The organism is Actinosynnema pretiosum (assembly GCF_002354875.1).
Lineage (GTDB): Bacteria > Actinomycetota > Actinomycetes > Mycobacteriales > Pseudonocardiaceae > Actinosynnema > Actinosynnema auranticum.
Map to the genome: position 1 here is coordinate 1148780 of NZ_CP023445.1, position 20103 is coordinate 1168882.

General features: G+C 74.5%; 17 protein-coding genes and 2 tRNA genes. 7 read left to right on the plus strand and 12 right to left on the minus strand.

Annotated elements, in window-relative coordinates; genetic code table 11:
- Nucleotides 1-17: 17 nt before the first annotated feature.
- The 6 genes from CNX65_RS05255 to CNX65_RS05280 all read right to left on the minus strand — a co-directional run bounded on the left by CNX65_RS05255 (nucleotide 18) and on the right by CNX65_RS05280 (nucleotide 7719).
- Nucleotides 18-3104, minus strand: coding sequence for a DEAD/DEAH box helicase (locus tag CNX65_RS05255; protein WP_096491754.1), 3087 nt, complete (start codon nucleotides 3102-3104; stop codon nucleotides 18-20).
- A gap of 841 nt (nucleotides 3105-3945) precedes the next feature.
- The gene (locus tag CNX65_RS05260) at nucleotides 3946-4218 is read right to left on the minus strand and encodes a GlsB/YeaQ/YmgE family stress response membrane protein (RefSeq protein WP_096491755.1); all 273 of its coding nucleotides are present in this window, start codon (nucleotides 4216-4218) and stop codon (nucleotides 3946-3948) included.
- Between the two features lie 88 nt (nucleotides 4219-4306).
- On the minus strand, nucleotides 4307-4984 hold the full coding sequence (locus CNX65_RS05265; RefSeq protein ID WP_096497622.1) for a hypothetical protein: 678 nt from the start codon (nucleotides 4982-4984) through the stop codon (nucleotides 4307-4309).
- Between the two features lie 42 nt (nucleotides 4985-5026).
- On the minus strand, nucleotides 5027-6112 hold the full coding sequence (locus tag CNX65_RS05270) for a DNA cytosine methyltransferase (RefSeq protein ID WP_096491756.1): 1086 nt from the start codon (nucleotides 6110-6112) through the stop codon (nucleotides 5027-5029).
- Nucleotides 6113-6131: 19 nt separating this feature from the next.
- The gene (locus CNX65_RS05275; protein WP_096497623.1) at nucleotides 6132-6515 is read right to left on the minus strand and encodes a very short patch repair endonuclease; all 384 of its coding nucleotides are present in this window, start codon (nucleotides 6513-6515) and stop codon (nucleotides 6132-6134) included.
- 88 nt (nucleotides 6516-6603) lie between these two features.
- The gene (locus CNX65_RS05280; protein WP_096491757.1) at nucleotides 6604-7719 is read right to left on the minus strand and encodes a DUF2786 domain-containing protein; all 1116 of its coding nucleotides are present in this window, start codon (nucleotides 7717-7719) and stop codon (nucleotides 6604-6606) included.
- A 78-nt stretch (nucleotides 7720-7797) separates the two neighbouring features.
- Here CNX65_RS05280 and CNX65_RS05285 point away from each other — a divergent pair, with 78 nt between their 5' ends.
- Complete coding sequence (locus CNX65_RS05285) at nucleotides 7798-8469, plus strand: hypothetical protein (RefSeq protein WP_096491758.1); 672 nt, start codon at nucleotides 7798-7800, stop codon at nucleotides 8467-8469.
- Between the two features lie 46 nt (nucleotides 8470-8515).
- On the opposite strand, the gene CNX65_RS05290 is transcribed toward CNX65_RS05285, so the two are convergent.
- Nucleotides 8516-8588: transfer RNA gene (locus CNX65_RS05290), tRNA-Lys, on the minus strand.
- Nucleotides 8589-8846: 258 nt separating this feature from the next.
- Between CNX65_RS05290 and CNX65_RS05295 the strand changes: the two genes are divergently transcribed.
- Entirely contained in the window at nucleotides 8847-10049 is a 1203-nt protein-coding gene (locus tag CNX65_RS05295; RefSeq protein ID WP_096491759.1) for a L,D-transpeptidase, read from the plus strand.
- 16 nt (nucleotides 10050-10065) lie between these two features.
- Here CNX65_RS05295 and CNX65_RS05300 read toward each other — a convergent pair whose 3' ends face one another.
- The 4 genes from CNX65_RS05300 to CNX65_RS05315 all read right to left on the minus strand — a co-directional run bounded on the left by CNX65_RS05300 (nucleotide 10066) and on the right by CNX65_RS05315 (nucleotide 13900).
- Nucleotides 10066-11694 (minus strand): ABC-F family ATP-binding cassette domain-containing protein, encoded by a 1629-nt coding sequence (locus CNX65_RS05300; protein WP_096491760.1) that lies wholly within the window; start codon nucleotides 11692-11694, stop codon nucleotides 10066-10068.
- Between the two features lie 65 nt (nucleotides 11695-11759).
- Nucleotides 11760-11832, minus strand: a tRNA-His gene (locus tag CNX65_RS05305).
- A gap of 63 nt (nucleotides 11833-11895) precedes the next feature.
- Nucleotides 11896-12525, minus strand: coding sequence for an oligoribonuclease (orn, locus tag CNX65_RS05310; protein ID WP_041836592.1), 630 nt, complete (start codon nucleotides 12523-12525; stop codon nucleotides 11896-11898).
- Nucleotides 12526-12625: 100 nt separating this feature from the next.
- Nucleotides 12626-13900, minus strand: coding sequence for an MFS transporter (locus CNX65_RS05315; protein WP_096491761.1), 1275 nt, complete (start codon nucleotides 13898-13900; stop codon nucleotides 12626-12628).
- Nucleotides 13901-13971: 71 nt separating this feature from the next.
- Here CNX65_RS05315 and CNX65_RS05320 point away from each other — a divergent pair, with 71 nt between their 5' ends.
- The 5 genes from CNX65_RS05320 (at nucleotide 13972) to CNX65_RS05340 (ending at nucleotide 18593) form a co-directional block, all read left to right on the plus strand.
- Complete coding sequence (locus tag CNX65_RS05320) at nucleotides 13972-14940, plus strand: GlxA family transcriptional regulator (protein ID WP_096491762.1); 969 nt, start codon at nucleotides 13972-13974, stop codon at nucleotides 14938-14940.
- Nucleotides 14941-15038: 98 nt separating this feature from the next.
- Entirely contained in the window at nucleotides 15039-15800 is a 762-nt protein-coding gene (locus tag CNX65_RS05325; protein ID WP_096491763.1) for a DeoR/GlpR family DNA-binding transcription regulator, read from the plus strand.
- Nucleotides 15797-16723, plus strand: a complete 927-nt coding sequence (locus CNX65_RS05330; protein ID WP_096491764.1) for a 1-phosphofructokinase family hexose kinase — start codon at nucleotides 15797-15799, stop codon at nucleotides 16721-16723. Before CNX65_RS05325 ends, CNX65_RS05330 begins: the two co-directional genes overlap by 4 nt.
- Nucleotides 16720-17169 (plus strand): PTS sugar transporter subunit IIA, encoded by a 450-nt coding sequence (locus CNX65_RS05335; RefSeq protein WP_096491765.1) that lies wholly within the window; start codon nucleotides 16720-16722, stop codon nucleotides 17167-17169. The genes CNX65_RS05330 and CNX65_RS05335 overlap by 4 nt, the downstream gene beginning before the upstream one ends.
- Nucleotides 17166-18593, plus strand: a complete 1428-nt coding sequence (locus tag CNX65_RS05340; RefSeq protein WP_096491766.1) for a PTS fructose transporter subunit IIC — start codon at nucleotides 17166-17168, stop codon at nucleotides 18591-18593. Before CNX65_RS05335 ends, CNX65_RS05340 begins: the two co-directional genes overlap by 4 nt.
- Here CNX65_RS05340 and CNX65_RS05345 read toward each other — a convergent pair.
- The gene (locus CNX65_RS05345) at nucleotides 18568-20103 is read right to left on the minus strand and encodes a PH domain-containing protein (protein WP_096497624.1); all 1536 of its coding nucleotides are present in this window, start codon (nucleotides 20101-20103) and stop codon (nucleotides 18568-18570) included. The two genes, CNX65_RS05340 and CNX65_RS05345, sit on opposite strands and share 26 nt — an antisense overlap.

The following is a 20103-nucleotide window of genomic DNA, read 5'->3' on the forward strand; positions in this document are numbered from 1 at the left end:
AGCCACCCCCGCCCCGGCTACTCATCGAAGACCTCCCCGGTCAGCGACAGCAGCTCGCGCAGCTGCTCGGTCGACAGCTCGGTGATCCAGTCCTCGCCCGTGCCGACCACCATCCGCGCCAGCCCGCGCTTCTGCTCCACCATCCGGTCGATCCGCTCCTCCACCGTCCCCGCGCACACGAACTTCCGCACCTGCACGTGCCTGCGCTGCCCGATCCGGAACGCCCGGTCCGTCGCCTGGTCCTCCACCGCCGGGTTCCACCACCGGTCCAGGTGGATCACGTGGTTGGCCGCGGTCAGGTTCAGCCCCGTGCCGCCCGCCTTCAGCGACAGCAGGAACACCGACGGCCCGCCCTCGCCCTGGAACCGTTCGACCATCGCGTCCCGCGCGCGCTTGGGCGTGCCCCCGTGCAGGAACAGCACGTCCGTGTCGAACCGCGCGGACAGGTGCGGCGCCAGCAGCGACCCGAACTCGGTGAACTGGGTGAAGCACAGCGCCTTGTCCCCGTCGGCGAGCACCTCCTCCAGCACCTCCTCCAACCGGTTGACCTTCCCGGACCGCCCGGCCACCCGCGAGCCGTCGCCGAGCAGCTGGGCCGGGTGGTTGCACACCTGCTTCAGCTTGGACAGCGACGCCAGCACCAGCCCGCGCCGCTCCTGCCCCTCCGACTCGTCGACCTTGGCGAGCATGTCGTCCAGCACCGCCTGGTACAGCGACGCCTGCTCGGGCGTGAGCGGGCAGAGCTGCTTGACCTCGATCTTGTCGGGCAGGTCGGAGATGACCCTGGGATCGGTCTTGAGCCTGCGCAGCACGAACGGCGCCGTGACCCGCCGCAGCCGCACCGCCGCGTCCTCGTCCCCGTGCCGCTCCACCGGCACGGCGAAGCGCGCCCGGAAGGTGTTCACCGTGCCGAGCACGCCGGGGTTGGCGAAGTCCATGACGGACCACAGCTCGGCCAGCCGGTTCTCCACGGGCGTGCCGGTCAGCGCGACCCGGTGCCGCGCGTCCAGCGACCGCACGGCCTGGAACTGGCGGGTGGAGCTGTTCTTCACGTTCTGCGCCTCGTCCAGCACCACCCGGTCCCACCGCACGCCGCGCAACGCCTCGACGTCCCGCACCACCACGGCGTACGTGGTGAGCACCAGGTCGCACCCCGCCCCGATCCCGCTCACGTCCCGCTCGGGCCCGTGGTGCACCCGAACCCGGAGCCCCGGCGTGAACCGCGCGGCCTCCCGCTGCCAGTTGCCGAGCACCGAGAGCGGGCAGACCAGCAGCGTGGGCGCCCGCGACCCGTCGTCCCCCTGACGGCACAGGGCTTCGAGGGCGAGCAGTTGCACGGTCTTGCCGAGCCCCATGTCATCGGCCAGGCACGCCCCGAGCCCCAACGAGTCCAGGAACGCCAACCACGCCAACCCCCGCGCCTGGTAGGGCCGGAGCACGGCGGTCAACCCCTCGGGCGCGGCGACCTCCCCCACCACCCGATCCCCACCCCCGGCGAGCAACGCCCCCAACGCCCCGTCCCCGCGCACGGCGGTGACGGGCAGGGGCAACGCCCCGAACCAGCCGTAGGGGAGGACGTCGGCCCCGCTGCCGTTGTCACCGCTCCCGCTGCCGCTGCCGCCGCTCCCGCTGCTGTTGCCGCCGCTCCCGCCGCCCCCACTGCTACCGCCCCTGCTGCTGTTGCCGCTGTTCCCGCCAGGACCGAGGTCGGGGCCGCCGTTGCCGCTGCCGCTGCTGTTCCCGTCATCGGTGTCCCCGCCTGCCCGCCGTGTCAGCGCGCCCGCGTGGGCGAGCGCCTGCCCCACCGTCATCCGCCCGCCGCCACCACGCCGCAGGAACGCGAGCCCGGCGGTGAGCCCGCGCTGGTCGACCTGCACCCACTGCCCGCGCAACCGCACCAGCGGCACCTTCGCCTCGGCCAGCGCCCGCAGCTCGGGTTCGGCCAGCTCCTCGTCCCCGAGCGCCAACGACCACCGGTAGTCCAGCAGCACCTTCAACCCGAGCGAGCTCTCCTTGGGCACCGCCCCCGCGGCCCCACCCCGCCCAGCGCCACCCCACCCGGTCCCGTCCCCGCCCCCTCCGCCGCCGGACACCGACAGGGCCAGCCCCACCCGCCGGGGTTCGCGCCACCACGAGGGCACCAGCACCCCGAACCCGGCCTGCGACAGCTCGTTCGCGCGCACCAGGAAGTCGTGCGCCCCCGTCACGTCCAGCACCATCCGCGCGGGCCGCTGCTCGCCCAGCGCGCGGTCGAGCGCCGGGTAGAGCCGACTGGCACGCCCGAGGTCGGCGAGCAGCACGTCCTCCGGCCGGGTGGCGAACCGGCGCAGGACGTTGTTCCCCCGCGACCACAACTGCTCGGCGGGCACCACGACGCTCGGCTCGTCGACGGCCTGCACCAGGAACTCCAGCTCCCACCGCCCACCCCCGTCCCCACCCGGACCGGGCCCCGCGCTGACGTCCTCGTCGGCCACGCTCTGATCGGGCGCGGTCAGGCGGAAGCAGGTCCGCAGCAGCGGGCGTCGCAGCGCACTGCCCTGCCAGCCCTCGACCCGCTCCCGAAGCCTGGCCACGGCCCCGCTGGCCGCGCCCAGCACCGGGTCGCCGACCAGCGCCCGCAACCAGATCCCCGTGGCGCCGGGCTCGTCCAGGTCGACCCCGGAGAAGTCCCCGTCCCGAACCCGCCGGTCCACCGCCCGGTCGAGCGCGGCCCTGATGAGCCGATCCGGCTCAACGGACTCCTGGGCCGCCCGGAACGAGGGAGGCATCTCCGCGCGCAACGCGGCGAACCGCACCGCGTCCACCCCGGACAGCACCGCCCGCCACCGCGCCGCCCCACCGTCCACACCGGGCACCACGCGCCCCCTGGCCACCAGGTCATCGGCGAACGCGAGGACCTCCAGGTAGAACCGAGCCGAAGCCCCGAGCCTGCCGTCCACAATCCGCTCGGGCAGCCCCTCCACCCGCACCGCAGGAACCAGCCAGGAGTGCAACCGAGGCGTCCCGCGCACCGCAGCCGCAGCCCCGGAAGCCCCGACCAGCTCCGGAGAAGCGATCGGCCCGGTCCCGACGGTGGGCAACTGCACCACCAACCGCAACGGCACAGAATCCCCACCACCACGACCGCTGCCACCACGGCCACGGCCACCACGCAGAACCCGAACCAGCCCCCCGTCCCCCACCGCGAACGGATGCCGAACGGCCCGCCCGTGAAGCCGCCGCCCAACCCGAGGCGGCAACCCGGAGTCCTCACCCCAAGCCGCGACCCACCCGTCCTCGCTCCCCACGGCATGTACGACCAGCACGACCCGACCCTATGCGTGCCACCCGACACCCCCGACGGCAACCAGCAACCAGCAACCAGCAGCAGCTGGTGACCAGCGCCCGACAACCGGCCACAGGTCACCGACTGCTGGCAGCCGCAGACCGCTGGCGGCCACCGACCGACCGAGGGCGACCAGCGACAGCCGACCGGCAACCAGCGACCACCGACCACCGACCGGCCAACTCCCGATCGAATAGCCACCAACCCGATCGACCACTGGCCTTCCAACACCTGCCCGCCGAGTCCACCCGCCTGCTAAGCCGCCGAGTCCGCCCGCCGAGTCCACCCGCCCGCTAAGCCACCGAGTCGCCCGCTGAGGCCACCCGCCCGCTGCGCCGCCAACTCCGCCCGCCCGCTGCGCCGCCAACTTCGCCCGCTCGCTGCGCCGCCAACGTCACCCGCCCGCTGCGCCGCCGACTCCGTCCGCCCGCCGAGTCTGCTGCGCCGTCGTGTCCGCCCGCCTGTTACGCCGCCGACTCCGCCCGCCGAGTTCGGCGGACCCGGCGGGGCCGGGCGCCACCGGCGCGTTCGCGTTCGGTGGTGCCGGTCCCGTCCGGGCCGTGGCCCGCCCTCGGCAGGGCGTGGTCGTTCGGCGTTGTGGGTGCGCGTGATCAGTGGCGTCAGTGGTACTGGTGGGTCCTGCTGCGGTCGGACAGGAACGTCACGCCCGCGCCCGCCAGGCCCACCTGGAGCGCCAGCTCGATCCAGTCGACGCCCGCCGTGTCTGCGACGCCCAGGACAGTCGCGCCGACGGTGCCCAGCAGGGCCGCGCCGATGCCGACCAGCACGGTCGTCAGCAGCGACATCCGCTGCTTGCCCGGCACCACCAGTCTGCCCAGCCCGCCCACGACGACGCCGATCAGCAACGCCGAGATGATCCCGGTGATCTCCATGACGCACCCCTCCCCGCAACGCCCCGAACCCGGCGTTCCGCGACGCCGTGCCCACCACCGAGCATCGTCGGATCGGGTCGCCCCCGGATCAGGCTTGCCCCTGAACCACCCCCTGGTCCGCACCCTGAGAGACCCCGGACCCGGCCCCCGCCTGGCGGGCATCACCAGCCCCAGCGCCACCACCAGCAGCGTCACCACCACCGGCAGCACCGGTGCCCATCCCGCCACCGCCAGCCCCGACTCCAGCCCCGGCGGTCACGGTCCCCACCGGCGGCGGCACTCCCGCCGCCACCAACTCCCCGGCCCCCAGCACCCCCGCGCCCGCAGGCGACAGCACCCGCCCCGGCACGTCCGGGTCGCAGCCCACCCGCGCCAGCCGCGCCCGGATCGACCACGCCGACCGCCCCATCCCGCGCGCCACCACCCGCACCAGCTCGGCCGCCGTCGTGCCCGGTTCCGCCTCAAGCCACGCCGCGCGCAGCTCCCCGTCCAGCTCCCCGCTCCACGGCTGGTTCGCGTTCGCAGGCCGCTCCCGCCCGGTCGGCCCCCGAGCCCCCAGCCGCCCCAACGCCCCCAGCACCTGCCCGAGCAGCCTGCCCACGGCCACCCCCGCGTCGGCGGGCAGCCGCAGCGCCCCCTCCGCCACCTGCGCCCCCGAGGTGTCCACCCCGGTCAGCTCCACCACCAGGTCCGGATCGGCCGAGGCCACCACCCGGTAGCTCGTCGTGCCCAGCAGAACAGTGCTCTCGTACGTCGCTGTCGTCATGTCGACGACGCTAGGGGCGACCCCCGACAAAAACCGGGCCGGTCACGGGCAGAGCGGGCAGAAGTCACCCGGTCGAGCGACGCCGGTCAGCGCCCCGCGCACCTGCTCGGCCACCGCCCTCGCCAGCGGCGGCGGCACCGCGTTGCCGATCTGCCGCGCCACCTCGCCCTTCGTCCCGCACCACTGGAACCCGTCCGGGAACCCCTGCAGCCGCGCCGCCTCCAGGTGCGTGATCGGCCGGTCCACCCGGTGCCCGTCCTCGCCCGGCTCCCACTGCGGGTGCAGGTACTGCCCCTTCTCGGGCTTGTAGAACTCGGTCCGGATGGTCAGCGACGGCTCGTCCCACCGCATCCGCCCCATCACGTCCGTCGTCCCGGTCTTCTTCTCCCGCCAGCACCTCGGCAGCAGCTCGTCCGGCAGGTCGAACCGCCCGCCACCGGGCGGCACGTGCCGGTACCGCAGCAGCGACAGCGGCGTCGGGTTCCGCCCGATGTGCAGGTCCGCGCTCGTGAACCGCCCCGGCACCGACCGCCCGAAGAACTCCGCCGCCGCCCTGGGCAGCGCGGTCGACGCGGGCACCTCCGGCAACCCGGTCAGCACGTCCCGCACCGCGTGCCACGACTCGCGCGCGTGCGTGGGCGCGGGCAGCTCCACCTTCCCGACCCGCGACCCGATCACGATCGCCCGCCGCCTCCGCTGGGGCACCCCGAAGTCGGCCGCCAGCAGCACCCCCGCCGACAGCTCGTACCCCTCGGTCTCGGCCTGGAGCAGCGCGAACTCGGTCGACGCCAGGAACCGCCCCACGTTCTCGATCACGAACACCGACGGCCGCGCCGCCCGCACCACCCGCAGGTACTCCCGCCACAGCGAGTTCCGGGGGTCGTTCACGTCCCGCGAGCCCAGCGTCGAGAACCCCTGGCACGGCGGCCCGCCCACCACGACGTCGACCCGCGGCACCGCCGAGTCCGGCACCGCCGCGATGTCGGCCCACCGCACGTGGTCCTCGCCGAAGTTCGCCGCGTACGTCGACGCCGCGTGCAGGTCGTGCTCCACCGCCATGACCGGCTCGAACCCCGCCGAGGTGAAACCGGAGGTCATGCCGCCGCACCCGGCGAACAGGTCGATCATGGACAGCACACCGGTCAGGCTAGCCGAGACCGCGCCGCCCCAAGACCGCCTCCCGCACCCGCTCCGCCGCCACCGCCGGGTCCTCGTGCTCCCACACCCGCACCGCCGCCCACCCGGCCTCGGCCAGCACCAGGTCCGTGTTCGCGTCCCGCGCCCGGTTCGCCTCGATCTTGGCCCGCCAGAACTCGCCGTTCCGCTTCGGCCAGGTGCCGTGCTCGGGGCAGCCGTGCCAGAAGCAGCCGTCCACGAACACCGCCACGCGCGTCGGCCCGAACACCACGTCCGCCTCGCGCCGCACGCCCCTCACCGGCCGCCGGTGCACCCGGTACCGCAGGCCCAGCCGGTGCAGCTCCCGGCGCAGCGCCACCTCGATCCCGGTGTCGCGCGAGCGCTGCCTGCTCATCCTGGCGCGGACGTCGTCCGTGGTCTCCAGCTCCGGCACCCGACCATGCTCCCGCACCGGCGAGGCGCACGTCACGGGGAGGGGAGCGTCACCGCCCGGCGTCCAGGTCCGCGCGGGCCGCCGCGTCCCACCCGGCGTCCCACCCGGCCGCGCTGCGCACCACCGTCGTCTTCGACACGGTCCGCGCGAACAGCCGCCCGAACAGCGTGTCCACCTCCTTGCGCCGCTGCGCCAGCACCGGCAGCAACCGGTCGTCCGACACCTCGTTCACCGCCCGCAGCCGCTCCCCGACCCGCTGCGCGTACGCCAGCAGGAACGACTTGCGGAACCCCAGCGACCGCTCCTCCGACGCCTTCCCGGCCCGCTCGCCCGCCGCGACCATCGCGCGCGTGGCCTGCACCAGCAGCGACCGCGACAGCAGCTCCACGATCTCCAGGTCCACCTCGGCGCCCACCAGCGCCACGAACCCCAGGTCGGCGTGCACGACCGCGCGCGCCCGGTTCGCCTCGGCGACCACGTGCACCACCTGGGCCTTGCCGTCGAAGTACTTCCGGTCCAGCCACAACCGCCGCGACCCGGCCGATGGCTCCTCGTCCGGCATCCGCTCCAGCGCGTGCCGGGTCACCAGCTCCTGCGCCTTCGCCGACAGCGCCTCCGCCTCCTCGGGGAACGCGGTCGACTCGGCCTTGGCCAGCAGCCCGCGCACCCGCTTGAGCACGCGCGCGTCCACGCCCCGGTGCTCCAGCCCGGCCAGCGGCGACCCCGGCGGCGGCGCGATCGCGGGCAGCGGCGGCAGCCCGACCAGGCTCGCGAGCACGCCGACCACCACCTCCACGGCGTCGTCGCGCAGCTCGATGTGCCTGGCGGCCCACTGGTCCAGGTGCGGCAGCTCCGGGTCCCACCAGACCCGCGCGTCCAGCTCCGCCAGCTGCTCGCGCCACAGCGGCGGCAGCGCGCCCAGCCGCTCGGACTCGGCGGCCAGCACGTCCACCAGGTACGCCACCGCCCGCGCGTCCCCGGCCCTGCCCACGACCTCGCGCACGTCGCCCGGCGTCCAGCCGCGCTCCCACAGCGGGTCCAGGGCGTCCCGCAGCGCGGCGCGCACGGCGCCGTCCACCTCGGCCGGTGACAGGTGTGAGGTGCGCGGCAGGCGCGCCCTCCGGTTGGTGGCGGCCCGCCACACCGCCTCGCGCAGTGACTCCACGAGCGGCCATTGTCCCCGTTCGGGTGCGGTGTCGCGCCGGCCGGTGCGGGGTGGCGCGCCCCGTGCCAGCCTCAGCCTGTGAGCCGCGACACGATGACCACGTCGCGGCGCCCGGCCCTGGTGGTGAGCCGTCCACAGGGGACACCCCTGACCCCGGCGCAGCGCAGGGTGGTGCGCCGCTGCCGGGACCTGCCCGGCCTGGCCGACCCGCTGGAGGCCGAGCTGACGCTGAGCAGCGCGGTGGCGGACTGCGCGGTCGACGACGAGTTCTGGGCCGGGCTGGTCGAGCACGCCGTCGCCCGTTCGGGGCCGCGCTCCGACGCTCTTCTGGGGGTGCTGGCCGCCGCGGTCACCGGGCGGCCGGGGCAGTGGGCCAGGAGCGCGGTGCGCCCGGCGGGCCCGCCGCTCAAGGTCGGCGGTTCGTGGACGTGCGACCGCACCATCGACGCCGGTTACCTCGCGGTGCTCTGCGCCTACCGGTTCGGTGACCTGGAGCACGCCCTCGTGTTCCTGATAGACGAATTGGCGGGCAGCGTCGTGCGAAAGGCGTTCGTCACGCGGCAGGTGGCCAGGACCTTGGCCGAACTGGGCGGGCAGGGACCGCTGGCGCCGCTGGGCTCGGAAGCCGCGCACTGGCTGCTGGCGAAAGCCTACGAACGGCTCGACCGACGCGCTGACCTGCGAGTCGACCCCGATGTCGGCCTGACCAGGCTGATGGTGAGGAGACGGATAGCGCTGGCCTTCGGCTGAACGCAGAAATGGGGCCTTCGATTTCTCGAAGGCCCCATTTCTGGAGTGCGCCGCCAGGGACTCGAACCCCGAACCCGCTGATTAAGAGTCAGCTGCTCTGCCAGTTGAGCTAGCGGCGCTCAGACGGTCTTGCTTTCTTGCTTTGTTCTTGCTCCGTCCGACATGGAGAACATTAGCACAGCATCTGCCGCAGTTCCCAATCGCCTGGTCAGGCCGGGTTTGGCGGCACCGGACGGCGCGGTCGGGTGCCGGTAACGATCCAGCATCTCCGGCAACGGGGGCAACCCCTATGACGTCCCCTATGCAGGGGACGCTGAACAGGGCGGACGTGGCTACGTTCGGTGTTCGGAATAGCACGGAAACGGACGGGGCAGGGGATGGGCAAGTCGCGCAAGCGGGGGGCGCTGGGAATCGCTGTGCTCGGGGTCGTCGCGACCCTGCTCACAGCGTGTTCGAGCGGTGCGGGCGATTCGGCGGGCAACGGGAGCGACACGACGCCGGTGGCGGCGCAGTCCTCCGAACCCGCCAAGCCGGTGTCGCTCAGCCTCGGGCCCGCCGACCGGACGGCGGACGTCGCACCGGGACTCCCGGTCGTGGCGACCGCCACCGACGGCAAGATCACCGAGGCCGTGCTGACCAACGCGGAGGGCAAGACCGTCGCCGGTCAGCTCTCGGCCGACGGCGCGCAGTGGGTCAACACCGAGGCGCTCGGCTACCAGAAGCAGTACACGCTCTCGGTCACCGGCCGGGGAGCGGACGGCAAGCCGGTCACGCAGACCTCCAGCTTCACCACCGTGAAGCCGAGGACGCAGACCTTCCTGTCGGTGAACCCGATGGACGGCACCACCGTCGGCATCGGCCAGCCGCTGGCGTTCTACTTCGACGAGCCGATCGCGGACAAGGCCGCCGCCGAGGCCATGATCTCCATCACCACGGAGCCCGCGGTCGACGGCGCGTTCTACTGGTTCAAGGACGACGAGGTGCACTGGCGCCCGCAGGACTACTGGGCGGCGGGCACCAAGGTCACCATCGACGCCAAGGTCTACGGCAAGCACCTCGGCAACGGCGTGTACGGCGAGAAGGACCGACGCATCCAGACCACCATCGGCGACGCGGTGGTCCACGAGGCGGACGGCCAGAGCCACCAGGTCGTCACCAAGATCAACGGTCAGGTCGCGCGCACCATGCCCACCTCCATGGGCAACGCGGCCAACACCACCCCGGTCGGCACCTACGTGCTGACCGAGAAGCACGCCAGCATGGTCATGGACTCGCGCACGTACGGCCTCGCGCTGGACGCGGGCGGCTACGTCACCCCGGTCCAGTGGGCGACGCGCATGTCCAACAGCGGCATCTTCTTCCACGGAGCCCCGTGGTCGGTCGGCGACCAGGGCGTCCGCAACGTCAGCCACGGCTGCCTGAACCTGTCGCTCGAGAACGCGAAGTGGGTCTACGACCTGTCGAAGCCCGGCGACATCGTGATCGTCACCAACTCGGGCGGCCCGCGCCTGGAGTCCTGGGACGGCTTCGGCGACTGGCAGGTGCCGTGGGAGGAGTGGGTGAAGGGCGGCAACAAGTAGTCACCGCCCCAACCCCTCAGCGGTCCGCGACGCGACCCGCCGCCACTTCCAGGCGGCGGGTCGTTCGCATCGTGGACAGCATCCTGCGGTCGTGGGTGACCAGGAGCAGGGTGCCGGTGAAGCTCTCCAGCGCCGACTCCAGCTGCTCGATCGCGGGCAGGTCGAGGTGGTTCGTCGGCTCGTCCAGCACCAGCAGGTTCACCCCGCGCGCCTGGAGCAGCGCCAGCGCCGCGCGGGTGCGCTCGCCCGGTGACAGCGACGCGGCCGGTCGCAGCACGTGGTCCGCCTTCAGGCCGAACTTCGCCAGCAGCGTGCGCACCTCCGCCGACGGCAGGTCGGGCACCTCGGCGCCGAACGCGTCGGCCAGCGGCAGCTCGCCCAGGAACAGCCCGCGCGCCTGGTCGACCTCGCCGACCACCACGCCCGGCCCCAGCGACGCCGAGCCCTCGGCCAGCTCGACCCGGCCCAGCAGCGCGGCCAGCAGCGTCGACTTGCCCGCGCCGTTCGCCCCGGTGATCGCGACCCGGTCCGCCCAGTCCACCTGCAGGTCGACCGGCCCGAGCGTGAAGCCGCCGCGCCGCACGACCGCGCCGCGCAGCACCGCCACGACCGCGCCCGAGCGCGGGGCCGCGGCGATCTCCATCCGCAGCTCCCACTCCTTGCGGGGCTCCTCGACCACGTCCAGCCGCTCGATCAGCCGCTCGGTCTGCCTGGCCTTCGCGGCCTGCTTCTCGGTCGACTCGGAGCGGAACTTGCGGCCGACCTTGTCGTTGTCGGTGGACTTGCGCCGGGCGTTCTTGACGCCCTTCTCCATCCACGCGCGCTGCGTCCTGGCCCGCTCCTCCAGGTCCGAGCGCTTGTCCGCGTACTCCTCGTAGTCCTCGCGCGCGTGCCGCCGGGCGATCTCGCGCTCCTCCAGGTACGACTCGTACCCGCCGCCGTAGGACCGCACCCGGCCCTGCGCCAGGTCCAGCTCCACCACCCGCGTCACGGTGCGCGCCAGGAACTCCCGGTCGTGCGACACCAGCACCGCGCCCGCCCGCAACCCCGTGACGAACGCCTCGAGGCGCTCCAGCCCGTCCAGGTCCAGGTCGTTGGTCGGCTCGTCGAGCAGGAACACGTCGTACCGGCTCAGCAGCAGCGACGCCATGCCCGCCCGCGCCGCCTGCCCGCCGGACAGCGAGGTCATCGGCTGGTCCAGGTCCACGCCCAGCCCCAGCTCGGCGGCGACCTCCTCGGACCGCTCGGCCAGGTCCGCCCCGCCGAGCGCGAGCCACCGCTCCAGCGCCTCCGAGTAGCCCTCGTCCAGGCCCTGCGACAGCAGCTCGGTCAACCGGTCCAGCTCCGCCTGGGCGTGCGCGACCCCGGTGCGGCGCGCCAGGAAGTCCCGCACCGCCTCATCCGGACGCCGCTCGGGCTCCTGCGGCAGGTGCCCGACCGTCGCGGACGCGGGGGAGAGGCGGATCACACCGGACTCGGCCGGGACGAGGCCCGCCAGGGTGCGCAGGAGCGTCGACTTGCCCGCGCCGTTCACCCCGACCAGACCGACCACGTCCCCCGGCGCGACCACCAGGTCCAGACCGGAGAACAGCACGCGGTCGCCGTGCCCGGCGGCCAGGTCCTTGGCGACGAGAGTGGCGCTCATCGGCGAAAACCCCTCAAGACGTGGGAAACGCCCCCCGACCTTGTGGTCGAGGGGCGTTCTCTCGGGGTGAGTGACGGGACTTGAACCCGCGACACCTGGGATCACAACCCAGTGCTCTACCGACTGAGCTACACCCACCATCACCGGGCTGGCCCGGCGGATGAAGCATACAGTGCCACACCGCCAAGCCTGAAATCGCCCCTATTTCACGCGGTCGGCGGGCGTCACGCCGTCCGCCGCGAGCAGCTCGGCGGCCACCGACTGCGCCTGCTCCGAGGTCGGGCCGGGCTGCGGCACGAACGCGGTGCGGCGGTAGTAGGCCAGCTCCCGGATGGACTCCTCGATGTCCGCGAGCGCCCGGTGCGCCAGGCCCTTGCCGGGCTGCGCGAAGTAGATGCGCGGGTACCAGCGCCTGCACAGCTCCTTGATGGACGACACGTCGACCATCCGGTAGTGCAGGTGCGCGTCCAGCTCCGGCATGTCGCGGGCGATGAAGCCCCGGTCCGTCGCGATCGAGTTGCCCGCCAGCGGCGCGGTGCGCGCGTCGGGCACCCACTCGCGGATGTAGGCGAGCACCAGCGCCTCGGCCTCGGCGAGCGTCGTCGTCGAGCGCCGGACCTCCTCCGTGAGGCCGGACTTGGCGTGCATCTTCACGACCACTTCCGGCATCGCGGCGAGCGCCTCGTCGTCGGCGTGGATGACCACGTCGACGCCCTCGCCGAGGACGTTCAGCTCCGCGTCGGTCACCAGCGCCGCGATCTCGATCAGGGCGTCGGAGCCCAGGTCCAGGCCGGTCATCTCGCAGTCGATCCACACCAGGCGATCCATCACCCCCCGAAGCCTAGTCGCCGGGGCCCGAGCGGACCGCCCGCTCGGGCGGGCGTCCACCTTGCGATTCCGTCACGCGCGGCGGGCGCGCCGGGTGATCGCGTCACGCGGGCGTGGGCGCGTCGCGCGGGCTCGGGGGCACGACCGCCTTCCGCCGCACCGCCAGCGACAGCCCCGCGGCGGCCACCGAGAGCAGCCCGGCGGCGTACCAGGCGGGCGCGTAGTCGCCGAAGCCGTCGCGGACCAGGCCCGCGGCGGTCGCGGCGAGCGCGGCGCCGACCTGGTGCGAGGCGAACACCCAGCCGAACACCACGGCCCCGGACGCGCCGAACACCTCGCGGCACAGCGCCACCGTCGGCGGCACGGTGGCCACCCAGTCCAGCCCGTAGAAGACGATGAACACCAGCATGGACGGCTCCACGGAGTGGTGGAACAGCTGCGGCAGCAGCAGGAGCGACAGGCCGCGCAGCGCGTAGTAGGCGGTGAGCAGCAGGCGCGGGTCGACGCGGTCGGTGAGCCAGCCGGACAGCACGGTGCCCACGACGTCGAACACGCCGACCAGCGCGAGCAGCCCGGCGGCCGTGGTGGTGGGCATCCCGTGGTCGTGCGCGGCGGGGATGAAGTGCGTGCCGACCAGGCCGTTCGTGGTGGCCCCGCAGATCGCGAACCCGCCCGCCAGGAACCAGAACGGGCCGGTGCGCGCGGCCGACGCGAGCGCGCCCAGCGCCCGCCGGGCGGCGCCGGTCGTGCGCTCGGGTCGCGGCACCACCTCGGTCCCGCCGTGGGGCGGCACGCCCAGGTCCGCCGGGTACTCGCGCAGGAGCAGCAGCGCCAGCGGCACCACGGCCAGCGCCGCGCCCGACACGACCAGCGACGCCACCCGCCACCCCGAGGACTCGGCGAGCGCGGCCACCACCGGCAGGAACACCAGCTGTCCGGTCGCGCCGCCCGCCGTGAGCACGCCGGTGACCAGGCCCCTGCGCCGCACGAACCACCGGTTGGTGATGGTGGCCACGAACGCCAGCGCCATCGAGCCGGACCCGATGCCGATCATCAGGCCCCAGAAGAGCACCAGGTGCCAGCTCGCGGACGCCAGCGTGGACAGCGCGCTGCCCGCCGCGACCAGCGCCAGCGCGCCCGCCACGACCCGCCGCACGCCCAGCTGCTCCATCAGCGCGGCGGCGAACGGCGCGGTCAGGCCGTAGAGCAGCAGGTTCACCGACACGGCGAACCCGATCGAGCCGGTGGACCAGCCGAACTCGCGCTGCAGCGGCGCGATCAGCGCTCCGGGGGCCGCGCGGAACGCGGCGGCACCGACGAGCGCGGTGAAGGCGACGGCGGCGACCACCCACGCCTGGTTCTGCCTGTTGCGGATCACGCGACAAGCGTGCGCTCCCCTGGCGCGCCCGCAGAAGTGGCCGGTGGGCCATCATGTGCAAACATCCGGCCATGCCACCCCACCGCGTTGTCCTGCTCGTGCTGCCGGACGTGGTCGCGTTCGACCTCGGCGTCCCCGGCCAGATCCTCGGCGGCGCCCGCGACGCGGCCGACCGGCGGCTCTACCGGGTCGACGTGTGCACCCCCGGCGGCGCGCCGGTGCGCTCGGCCTCCGGGTTCACCGTCACCGCCGACCGGGGCCTTGACCTGCTCAGCGAGGCGGACACCGTCGTGGTGCCCGGCGTGCACGACCGCGCGCTGATCGACCGGGGCGAGCTGCCCGACGGGGTCGGTCAGGCGCTGCGGGCGGCGTCGGCGCGGGGAGCGCGCGTGATGTCCATCTGCACCGGCGCGTTCGCGCTCGCCGCGGCCGGGTTGCTCGACGGCAGGCGCGCCACCACGCACTGGCTGCACGCCGAGGAGTTCCGCCTGCTGTTCCCCCGTGTCGAGCTGGACCCCGGCGTGCTGTTCGTGGACGACGGCGACGTGCTCACCTCGGCGGGCGTGGCGGCGGGCATCGACCTGTGCCTGCACGTGGTGCGCGCCGACCACGGCAGCGAGGTCGCGAACCGGGCGGCCAGGCGCAGCGTGGTGCCGTCGTGGCGGCCGGGCGGCCAGGCCCAGTTCATCGACCGCCCGCTGCCGGTCACCGGGGACGCGTCGACCGCGCCCGTGCGCGCGTGGGCGCTGGAGCACCTCGACGAGCCGCTGGACCTGCGCGCGCTGGCCGGGCGGGCGCGGATGAGCGTGCGCACGTTCACCCGGCGCTTCCGGGAGGAGACCGGCGCGAGCCCCGGCGAGTGGCTGCTGCGGCAGCGGGTGGACCGGGCGCGCAGGCTGCTGGAGACCACGGACCTGCCGGTGGACCAGGTCGCCAGGCACGCCGGGTTCGGCACCGGCGCCGCGCTGCGCCAGCGGTTCGCCGCCGCGCTCGGGGTGTCCCCGAGCGGTTACCGGACCACGTTCCGCTCCGCCGGGTGATGCCCGATTCGGTTTGCTTTCACCCGAACGGCCCATTGCTTGCGGCGTGATTGCGAGCAGAATCGCGTAGCAACGGGCAACAACGGAGGTAAACGGGCATGTACGCGGCGGAGCGGCACGCCCTGCTGGCGCAGCGGGCGCGGCGGGACGGCAGGGTCGACGTCAGCGACATGGCCGAGGAGCTCGGCGTCGCCCCCGAGACCATCCGGCGCGACCTGGGCGTCCTGGAGCGCCAGGGCCTGGTCCGCCGGGTCTACGGCGGCGCGGTCGCCGTCGACCGGCTCGACGTCGAACCGGGCGTCGCCCAGCGCGACCGCACCAACGCCGCCGAGAAGGACCGCATCGCCCGCGCCGCGCTGGACCACCTGCCCGAGCGCGGCTCGGTCCTGCTGGACGCGGGCACCACCACCGCCCGCCTCGCCGCGCTCCTGCCGACCGACCGGGAGCTGACCGTCATCACCAACTCGGTGCCCATCGCCACCGCCGTCGCCGCCCGCCCCAACGCGACCCTGCACCTGCTCGGCGGCCGGGTCAGGGGGGCCACCCTCGCCTCCGTCGAGTCCTGGGCGCTGGACGCGCTCGAAGGGCTGCTCGTGGACGTGGTGTTCCTCGGAGCCAACGGGTTCTCCGCCCAGCGCGGCTGCACCACCCCCGACCTCGCGGAGGCCGCCGTGAAGACCGCGATGGTCTCCGCCGCGCGCAGGCGCGTGCTGCTGGCCGACCACGGCAAGCACGGGACCGACCAGCTCAGCCGGTTCGCCAAGCTCTCCGACCTGGACGTCCTGATCAGCGACAGCGGCCTCGACCGGGCGGCGGCGCGCGAGCTGGAGGCCGAGGGCCCCTCGGTGGTGCTGGCGTGATCGTCACCGTCACCCCCAACCCCAGCCTGGACCGCACCGCCGCCATCGGCGCGCTCACCAGGGGCGAGGTGCTGCGCGCCTCGTCCGTGCGCCTGGAGCCCGGAGGCAAGGGCGTCAACGTGGCCCGCGCGCTCACCGCCGCGGGCGCGGACGCCGTGGCCCTGCTGCCGGTGGGCGGCGCGTCCGGGCGGCTCCTGCTCGACCTGCTCGGCGAGGTCCCCGCCGTCCCCGTTCCCGTGGCCGGGCACACCCGCGCCAACACCGCGCTGGTCGAGGCGGACGGCACCACCACCAAGATCAACGAACCCGGTCCCGAGCTGTCGCCCGCCGAGGTCGACGCGCTCGTCGGGCAGTCCGCGCGGCTGTGCGCGGACGCCGACTGGCTGGTGTGCTGCGGCAGCCTGCCGCCCGGCGCGCCCGCCGACCTGTACGCCCGCCTCGCCGCCGGTTCCGGCGGGGCGCGCGTCGCCGTGGACAGCTCCGGCGCGCCGCTCGCCCACGCGGGCCCCGTCGACCTGCTCGCCCCCAACCACGCCGAGCTGGCCGAACTGGCGGGCGCGGAGCTGCCCACGCTCGGCGCGGTCCTCGGCTTCTCGCGCGCGCTGCTCGCCGACGGCGTCGGCGCGGTGCTGGTCACCCTCGGCGCGCACGGCGCGCTGCTGGTCGACCCCCGAGGCGCGCACCACGCGATCGCCCCGCCCACCACCGTCCGCAGCACGGTCGGCGCCGGGGACGCGGCGCTCGCCGGGTTCCTGCGCGCCGGCGGCGGCGGACCGGACGCGCTGCGCGCCGCGGTCGCCTACGGCACGGCGGCGGTGGCCGCCGAGGGAAGCCGGATGCCCGGCCCCACCGAGGTGCACCCGGACGCGGTGCGCCTCGTCGACGTCGACGAGAACCTCACCCTCAGCGGAGGCGCACCATGACCGAACTCATCACAGCCGACCTGGTCGACCTCGACCTCGCGCCGACCTCGCGCGAGGCAGTCGTGCGCGCCCTCGCGGAGCGGCTCGTGGCGGCGGGCCGCGTCACCGACCTGGACCAGTTCCTCGCCGACGTCGCCGCCCGCGAGGCGCAGATGCCCACGGGCCTGGAAGGCGGCATCGGCATCCCGCACTGCCGCTCGGCCGCCGTCACCGCGCCCACGCTCGCGTTCGGCCGCAGCGCGGCGGGCGTCGACTTCGGCGCCCCGGACGGCCCCGCGCACCTGGTGTTCCTGATCGCCGCGCCCGAGGGCGGCGGCACCGACCACATGAAGGTGCTCGCCGCCCTCGCCCGCAGGCTGGTGCGCGCCGAGTTCACCACCACCCTGCGCGAGGCCACCGACGCCGAGCAGCTGGCGGCCTACGTCCGGACCGAGGTCGCGCCGTGAGGTTCGTCGCGATCACCGCGTGCCCCACCGGCATCGCGCACACCTACATGGCCGCCGAGTCCCTGGAGCAGGCGGCGAAGGCGTCCGGCGACGAGATCACCGTCGAGACGCAGGGCTCCGCCGGGTCCGACCCGCTGCCCGAGGAGGTCATCGCCTCGGCCGACGCGGTCATCCTGGCCGCCGACGTCGCGGTGTCCGGCCGGGAGCGGTTCGCCGGGCTGCCGGTGGTGGAGGCGAGCGTCAAGCAGGCCATCAGCGGCGCCGCCGGGCTGCTGGAGCAGGCAAGGGCCGCAGCCGCCGAGGGCGAGCGGGAACCCGCCGCCGACCCGGCCGAGTCCGCGCTGACCAGCAAGGCCAAGCCCGGCGACGGGTTCGGCACCCGGCTGCGCCAGTGGCTGATGACCGGCGTCAGCTACCTCATCCCGTTCGTCGCGGCGGGCGGTCTGCTCATCGCGCTCGGCTTCGCCCTCGGCGGCTACGACGTCACCGACGCGCCGCCCGTCACCGAGCACTTCGACCCGGCCAGCGCCGCCAGCTGGGGCGCGCTCAGCCAGCAGACCGGCGCGCTCGCGTTCGGGTTCCTGGTGCCGGTGCTCGCGGGCTTCATCGCGTTCGCCATGGCCGACCGGCCCGCCATCGCGCCCGGCTTCGTCGGCGGCGCGGTCGCCTCGGCGACCGGCGCGGGCTTCCTCGGCGGCCTCGTCGCGGGTCTCCTCGCGGGCGCCGTCGTGCTGGGGCTCAAGCGGATCAAGGTGCCGAAGTGGATGGCCGGGGTCATGCCGGTCGTGGTCTACCCGCTGCTCGGGTCGGCCGCCGTCGGCATCCTCATGTACCTGGTGGTGGGCAAGCCGGTCGCGGCGGCGACGACCGGGTTGACCGACTGGCTCGGCGGGCTCACCGGCACCAGCGCCGTCCTGCTCGGCGCCCTGCTCGGCCTGATGATGGCGTTCGACATGGGCGGCCCGGTCAACAAGGCCGCCTACACCTTCGCCATCGGCGGCCTCACCACCGGCGCCCAGGCGTCGCTGGAGATCATGGCCGCCGTGATGGCCGCGGGCATGGTGCCGCCGCTCGCGCTCGCGCTGGCCACGGCCGTGCGCGGCGCCCTGTTCACCCCGGTCGAGCGGGAGAACGGGCGCGCCGCGTGGCTGCTCGGCGCGTCGTTCATCACCGAGGGCGCGATCCCGTTCGCCGCCGCCGACCCGCTGCGGGTCATCCCGCCGCTGATGCTCGGCTCCGCCGTCACCGGCGCGATGTCCATGGGCCTCGGCGCGACGCTGCGCGCGCCGCACGGCGGCCTGTTCGTGATCGGCTTCATCGGCGGGCCGCTGCAGTTCCTGCTGTCCCTGGTGGTCGGCACGCTCGTGTCCGCCGCCGCCGTGGTGCTGCTCAAGCAGTTCACGGGCGCAGCAAGAACGGCCTGAGCAGGTCAGGGACGGCCTCGTCGGCGACGGCGAGGCCGTCCGCCTCGCCGACGTCCACCACGGCGTAGTGCCCGTCGCCCGCCGCCGTCGTGGCCACCACGGTCACCAGGCCCGCGCGGCGCTGGAAGAACGTCCGGCGCACCCGCCAACCGATGATCCCGGTGCGCTGCAGCGCCACCGTCTCCCGCAGCAGCGAACCCGACCGCACCACCAGGTAGCGGTCGGTCAGCGCGTGCCCGAGCGAGCGGTAGCGGTCCCAGCCCACCAGCGCGGCCAGCGGCACCAGCGGCAGCGCCGCCTGCCACGCCCACGACGGGGCCCACACCACCAGCGCGGCCACCAGCACCAGCGCCGGTCCCACCGCGCGCACCACCCGCCTGCGCAGCGCCGCGGCCGGGTGCCCGCGCAGCGGCGCGGTCGTCGGCGGGGCCTCGACCCGCAGCACCTCGCTCGTCACCCGGTGCGCCTCGGCGCGCGGGGCGGGCGGCAGCAGCAGGCTGCTCTCGCCCTTGCGGCCCAACCCCGTGGTCACCGCGACCGCCTTCGCGCCGCGACCGGCCCGCAGCAGCAGCGCCTCCTGCACCTCCACGCCGCGCAGCCGCTGCTCCGCCAGCGACACCGAGCGCGTCGTCAGCAGCCCCCGCCGCACCCGGACCGTGCCGTCCGGCTCGCGGGTCAGCCGGTAGCCCCAGAACTGGAGCACGTACAGCAGCAGCGCGCCCAGCGTCGACAGCACCGCCACCACCAGCACCGACACCGCGATCGTCTGCGCGAGCGGCTGCCCGACCACCCAGTGCGCGGCGTCCACCGCCGGGTCCAGCACCTCGATGTCCAGCTCGCGGGCGAAGTTCACCACCACGCCGAACAGCGCGCCGATGCCGACCAGGCCGGACAGGGTCAGCGGGGCGTAGCGCAGCCAGCGGGTGTCCAGCTCGGCCAGCGTCGTGCCCGGCTCCACCGGGCGCGGGCCCCCGTCGGGCGACCGCCCGGTCCGCGGGGCGTGGTCGAGCAGCAGCACGCGCAACCGCTCGCCCTCCGCCGACGTGACCGCGTCCAGCGTCAGGCCGTCCTCACCGGGCTGGTCGCGGCTGCCCGTGCCCAGCCTGACGGCGGACAGGCCGAACAGGCGGTGGCCCAGCTTCGCGGTCAGGTCGACGCTGCGGATGCGGTCGCGCGGCACCGCCAGGCGCTTGCGCACGAACAGGCCGGTGCGCAGCTCGACCTGCTCCGGGGTGATCCGGTAGCGGGTGGTGACCCAGTTCAGCACGCCCAGCGCGATGATCAGGACCACCACGGCGATGCTGATGCCGACCCGCCAGCCGTCGCCGTTGCCCAGGACCAGCAGGCCGATCAGCACCGGGACCAGGCCGAGGATCTCGTTGAGCGGGCGGACCACGACCATGCGCGCGTCCAGCCGGTGCCAGTCGACGACCAGCTCGTCGTTCAGCTCGGGGGCGGTGGGGTAGGCGGGGAGCGGGTGGTCGGGCTGGACCGCCGGGGCTTGAGGCAT

Excerpts from the sequence above, each read along its gene's own strand:
- CNX65_RS05260 (WP_096491755.1), bottom strand. The coding sequence starts at position 4,218 with ATGGAGATCACCGGGATCATCTCGGCGTTGCTGATCGGCGTCGTCGTG.
- CNX65_RS05265 (WP_096497622.1), bottom strand. The coding sequence starts at position 4,984 with ATGACGACAGCGACGTACGAGAGCACTGTTCTGCTGGGCACGACGAGC.
- CNX65_RS05270 (WP_096491756.1), bottom strand. The coding sequence starts at position 6,112 with ATGATCGACCTGTTCGCCGGGTGCGGCGGCATGACCTCCGGTTTCACC.
- CNX65_RS05275 (WP_096497623.1), bottom strand. The coding sequence starts at position 6,515 with ATGAGCAGGCAGCGCTCGCGCGACACCGGGATCGAGGTGGCGCTGCGC.
- CNX65_RS05295 (WP_096491759.1), top strand. The coding sequence starts at position 8,847 with ATGGGCAAGTCGCGCAAGCGGGGGGCGCTGGGAATCGCTGTGCTCGGG.
- CNX65_RS05300 (WP_096491760.1), bottom strand. The coding sequence starts at position 11,694 with ATGAGCGCCACTCTCGTCGCCAAGGACCTGGCCGCCGGGCACGGCGAC.
- CNX65_RS05320 (WP_096491762.1), top strand. The coding sequence starts at position 13,972 with ATGCCACCCCACCGCGTTGTCCTGCTCGTGCTGCCGGACGTGGTCGCG.
- CNX65_RS05325 (WP_096491763.1), top strand. The coding sequence starts at position 15,039 with ATGTACGCGGCGGAGCGGCACGCCCTGCTGGCGCAGCGGGCGCGGCGG.
- CNX65_RS05335 (WP_096491765.1), top strand. The coding sequence starts at position 16,720 with ATGACCGAACTCATCACAGCCGACCTGGTCGACCTCGACCTCGCGCCG.
- CNX65_RS05345 (WP_096497624.1), bottom strand. The coding sequence starts at position 20,103 with ATGCCTCAAGCCCCGGCGGTCCAGCCCGACCACCCGCTCCCCGCCTAC.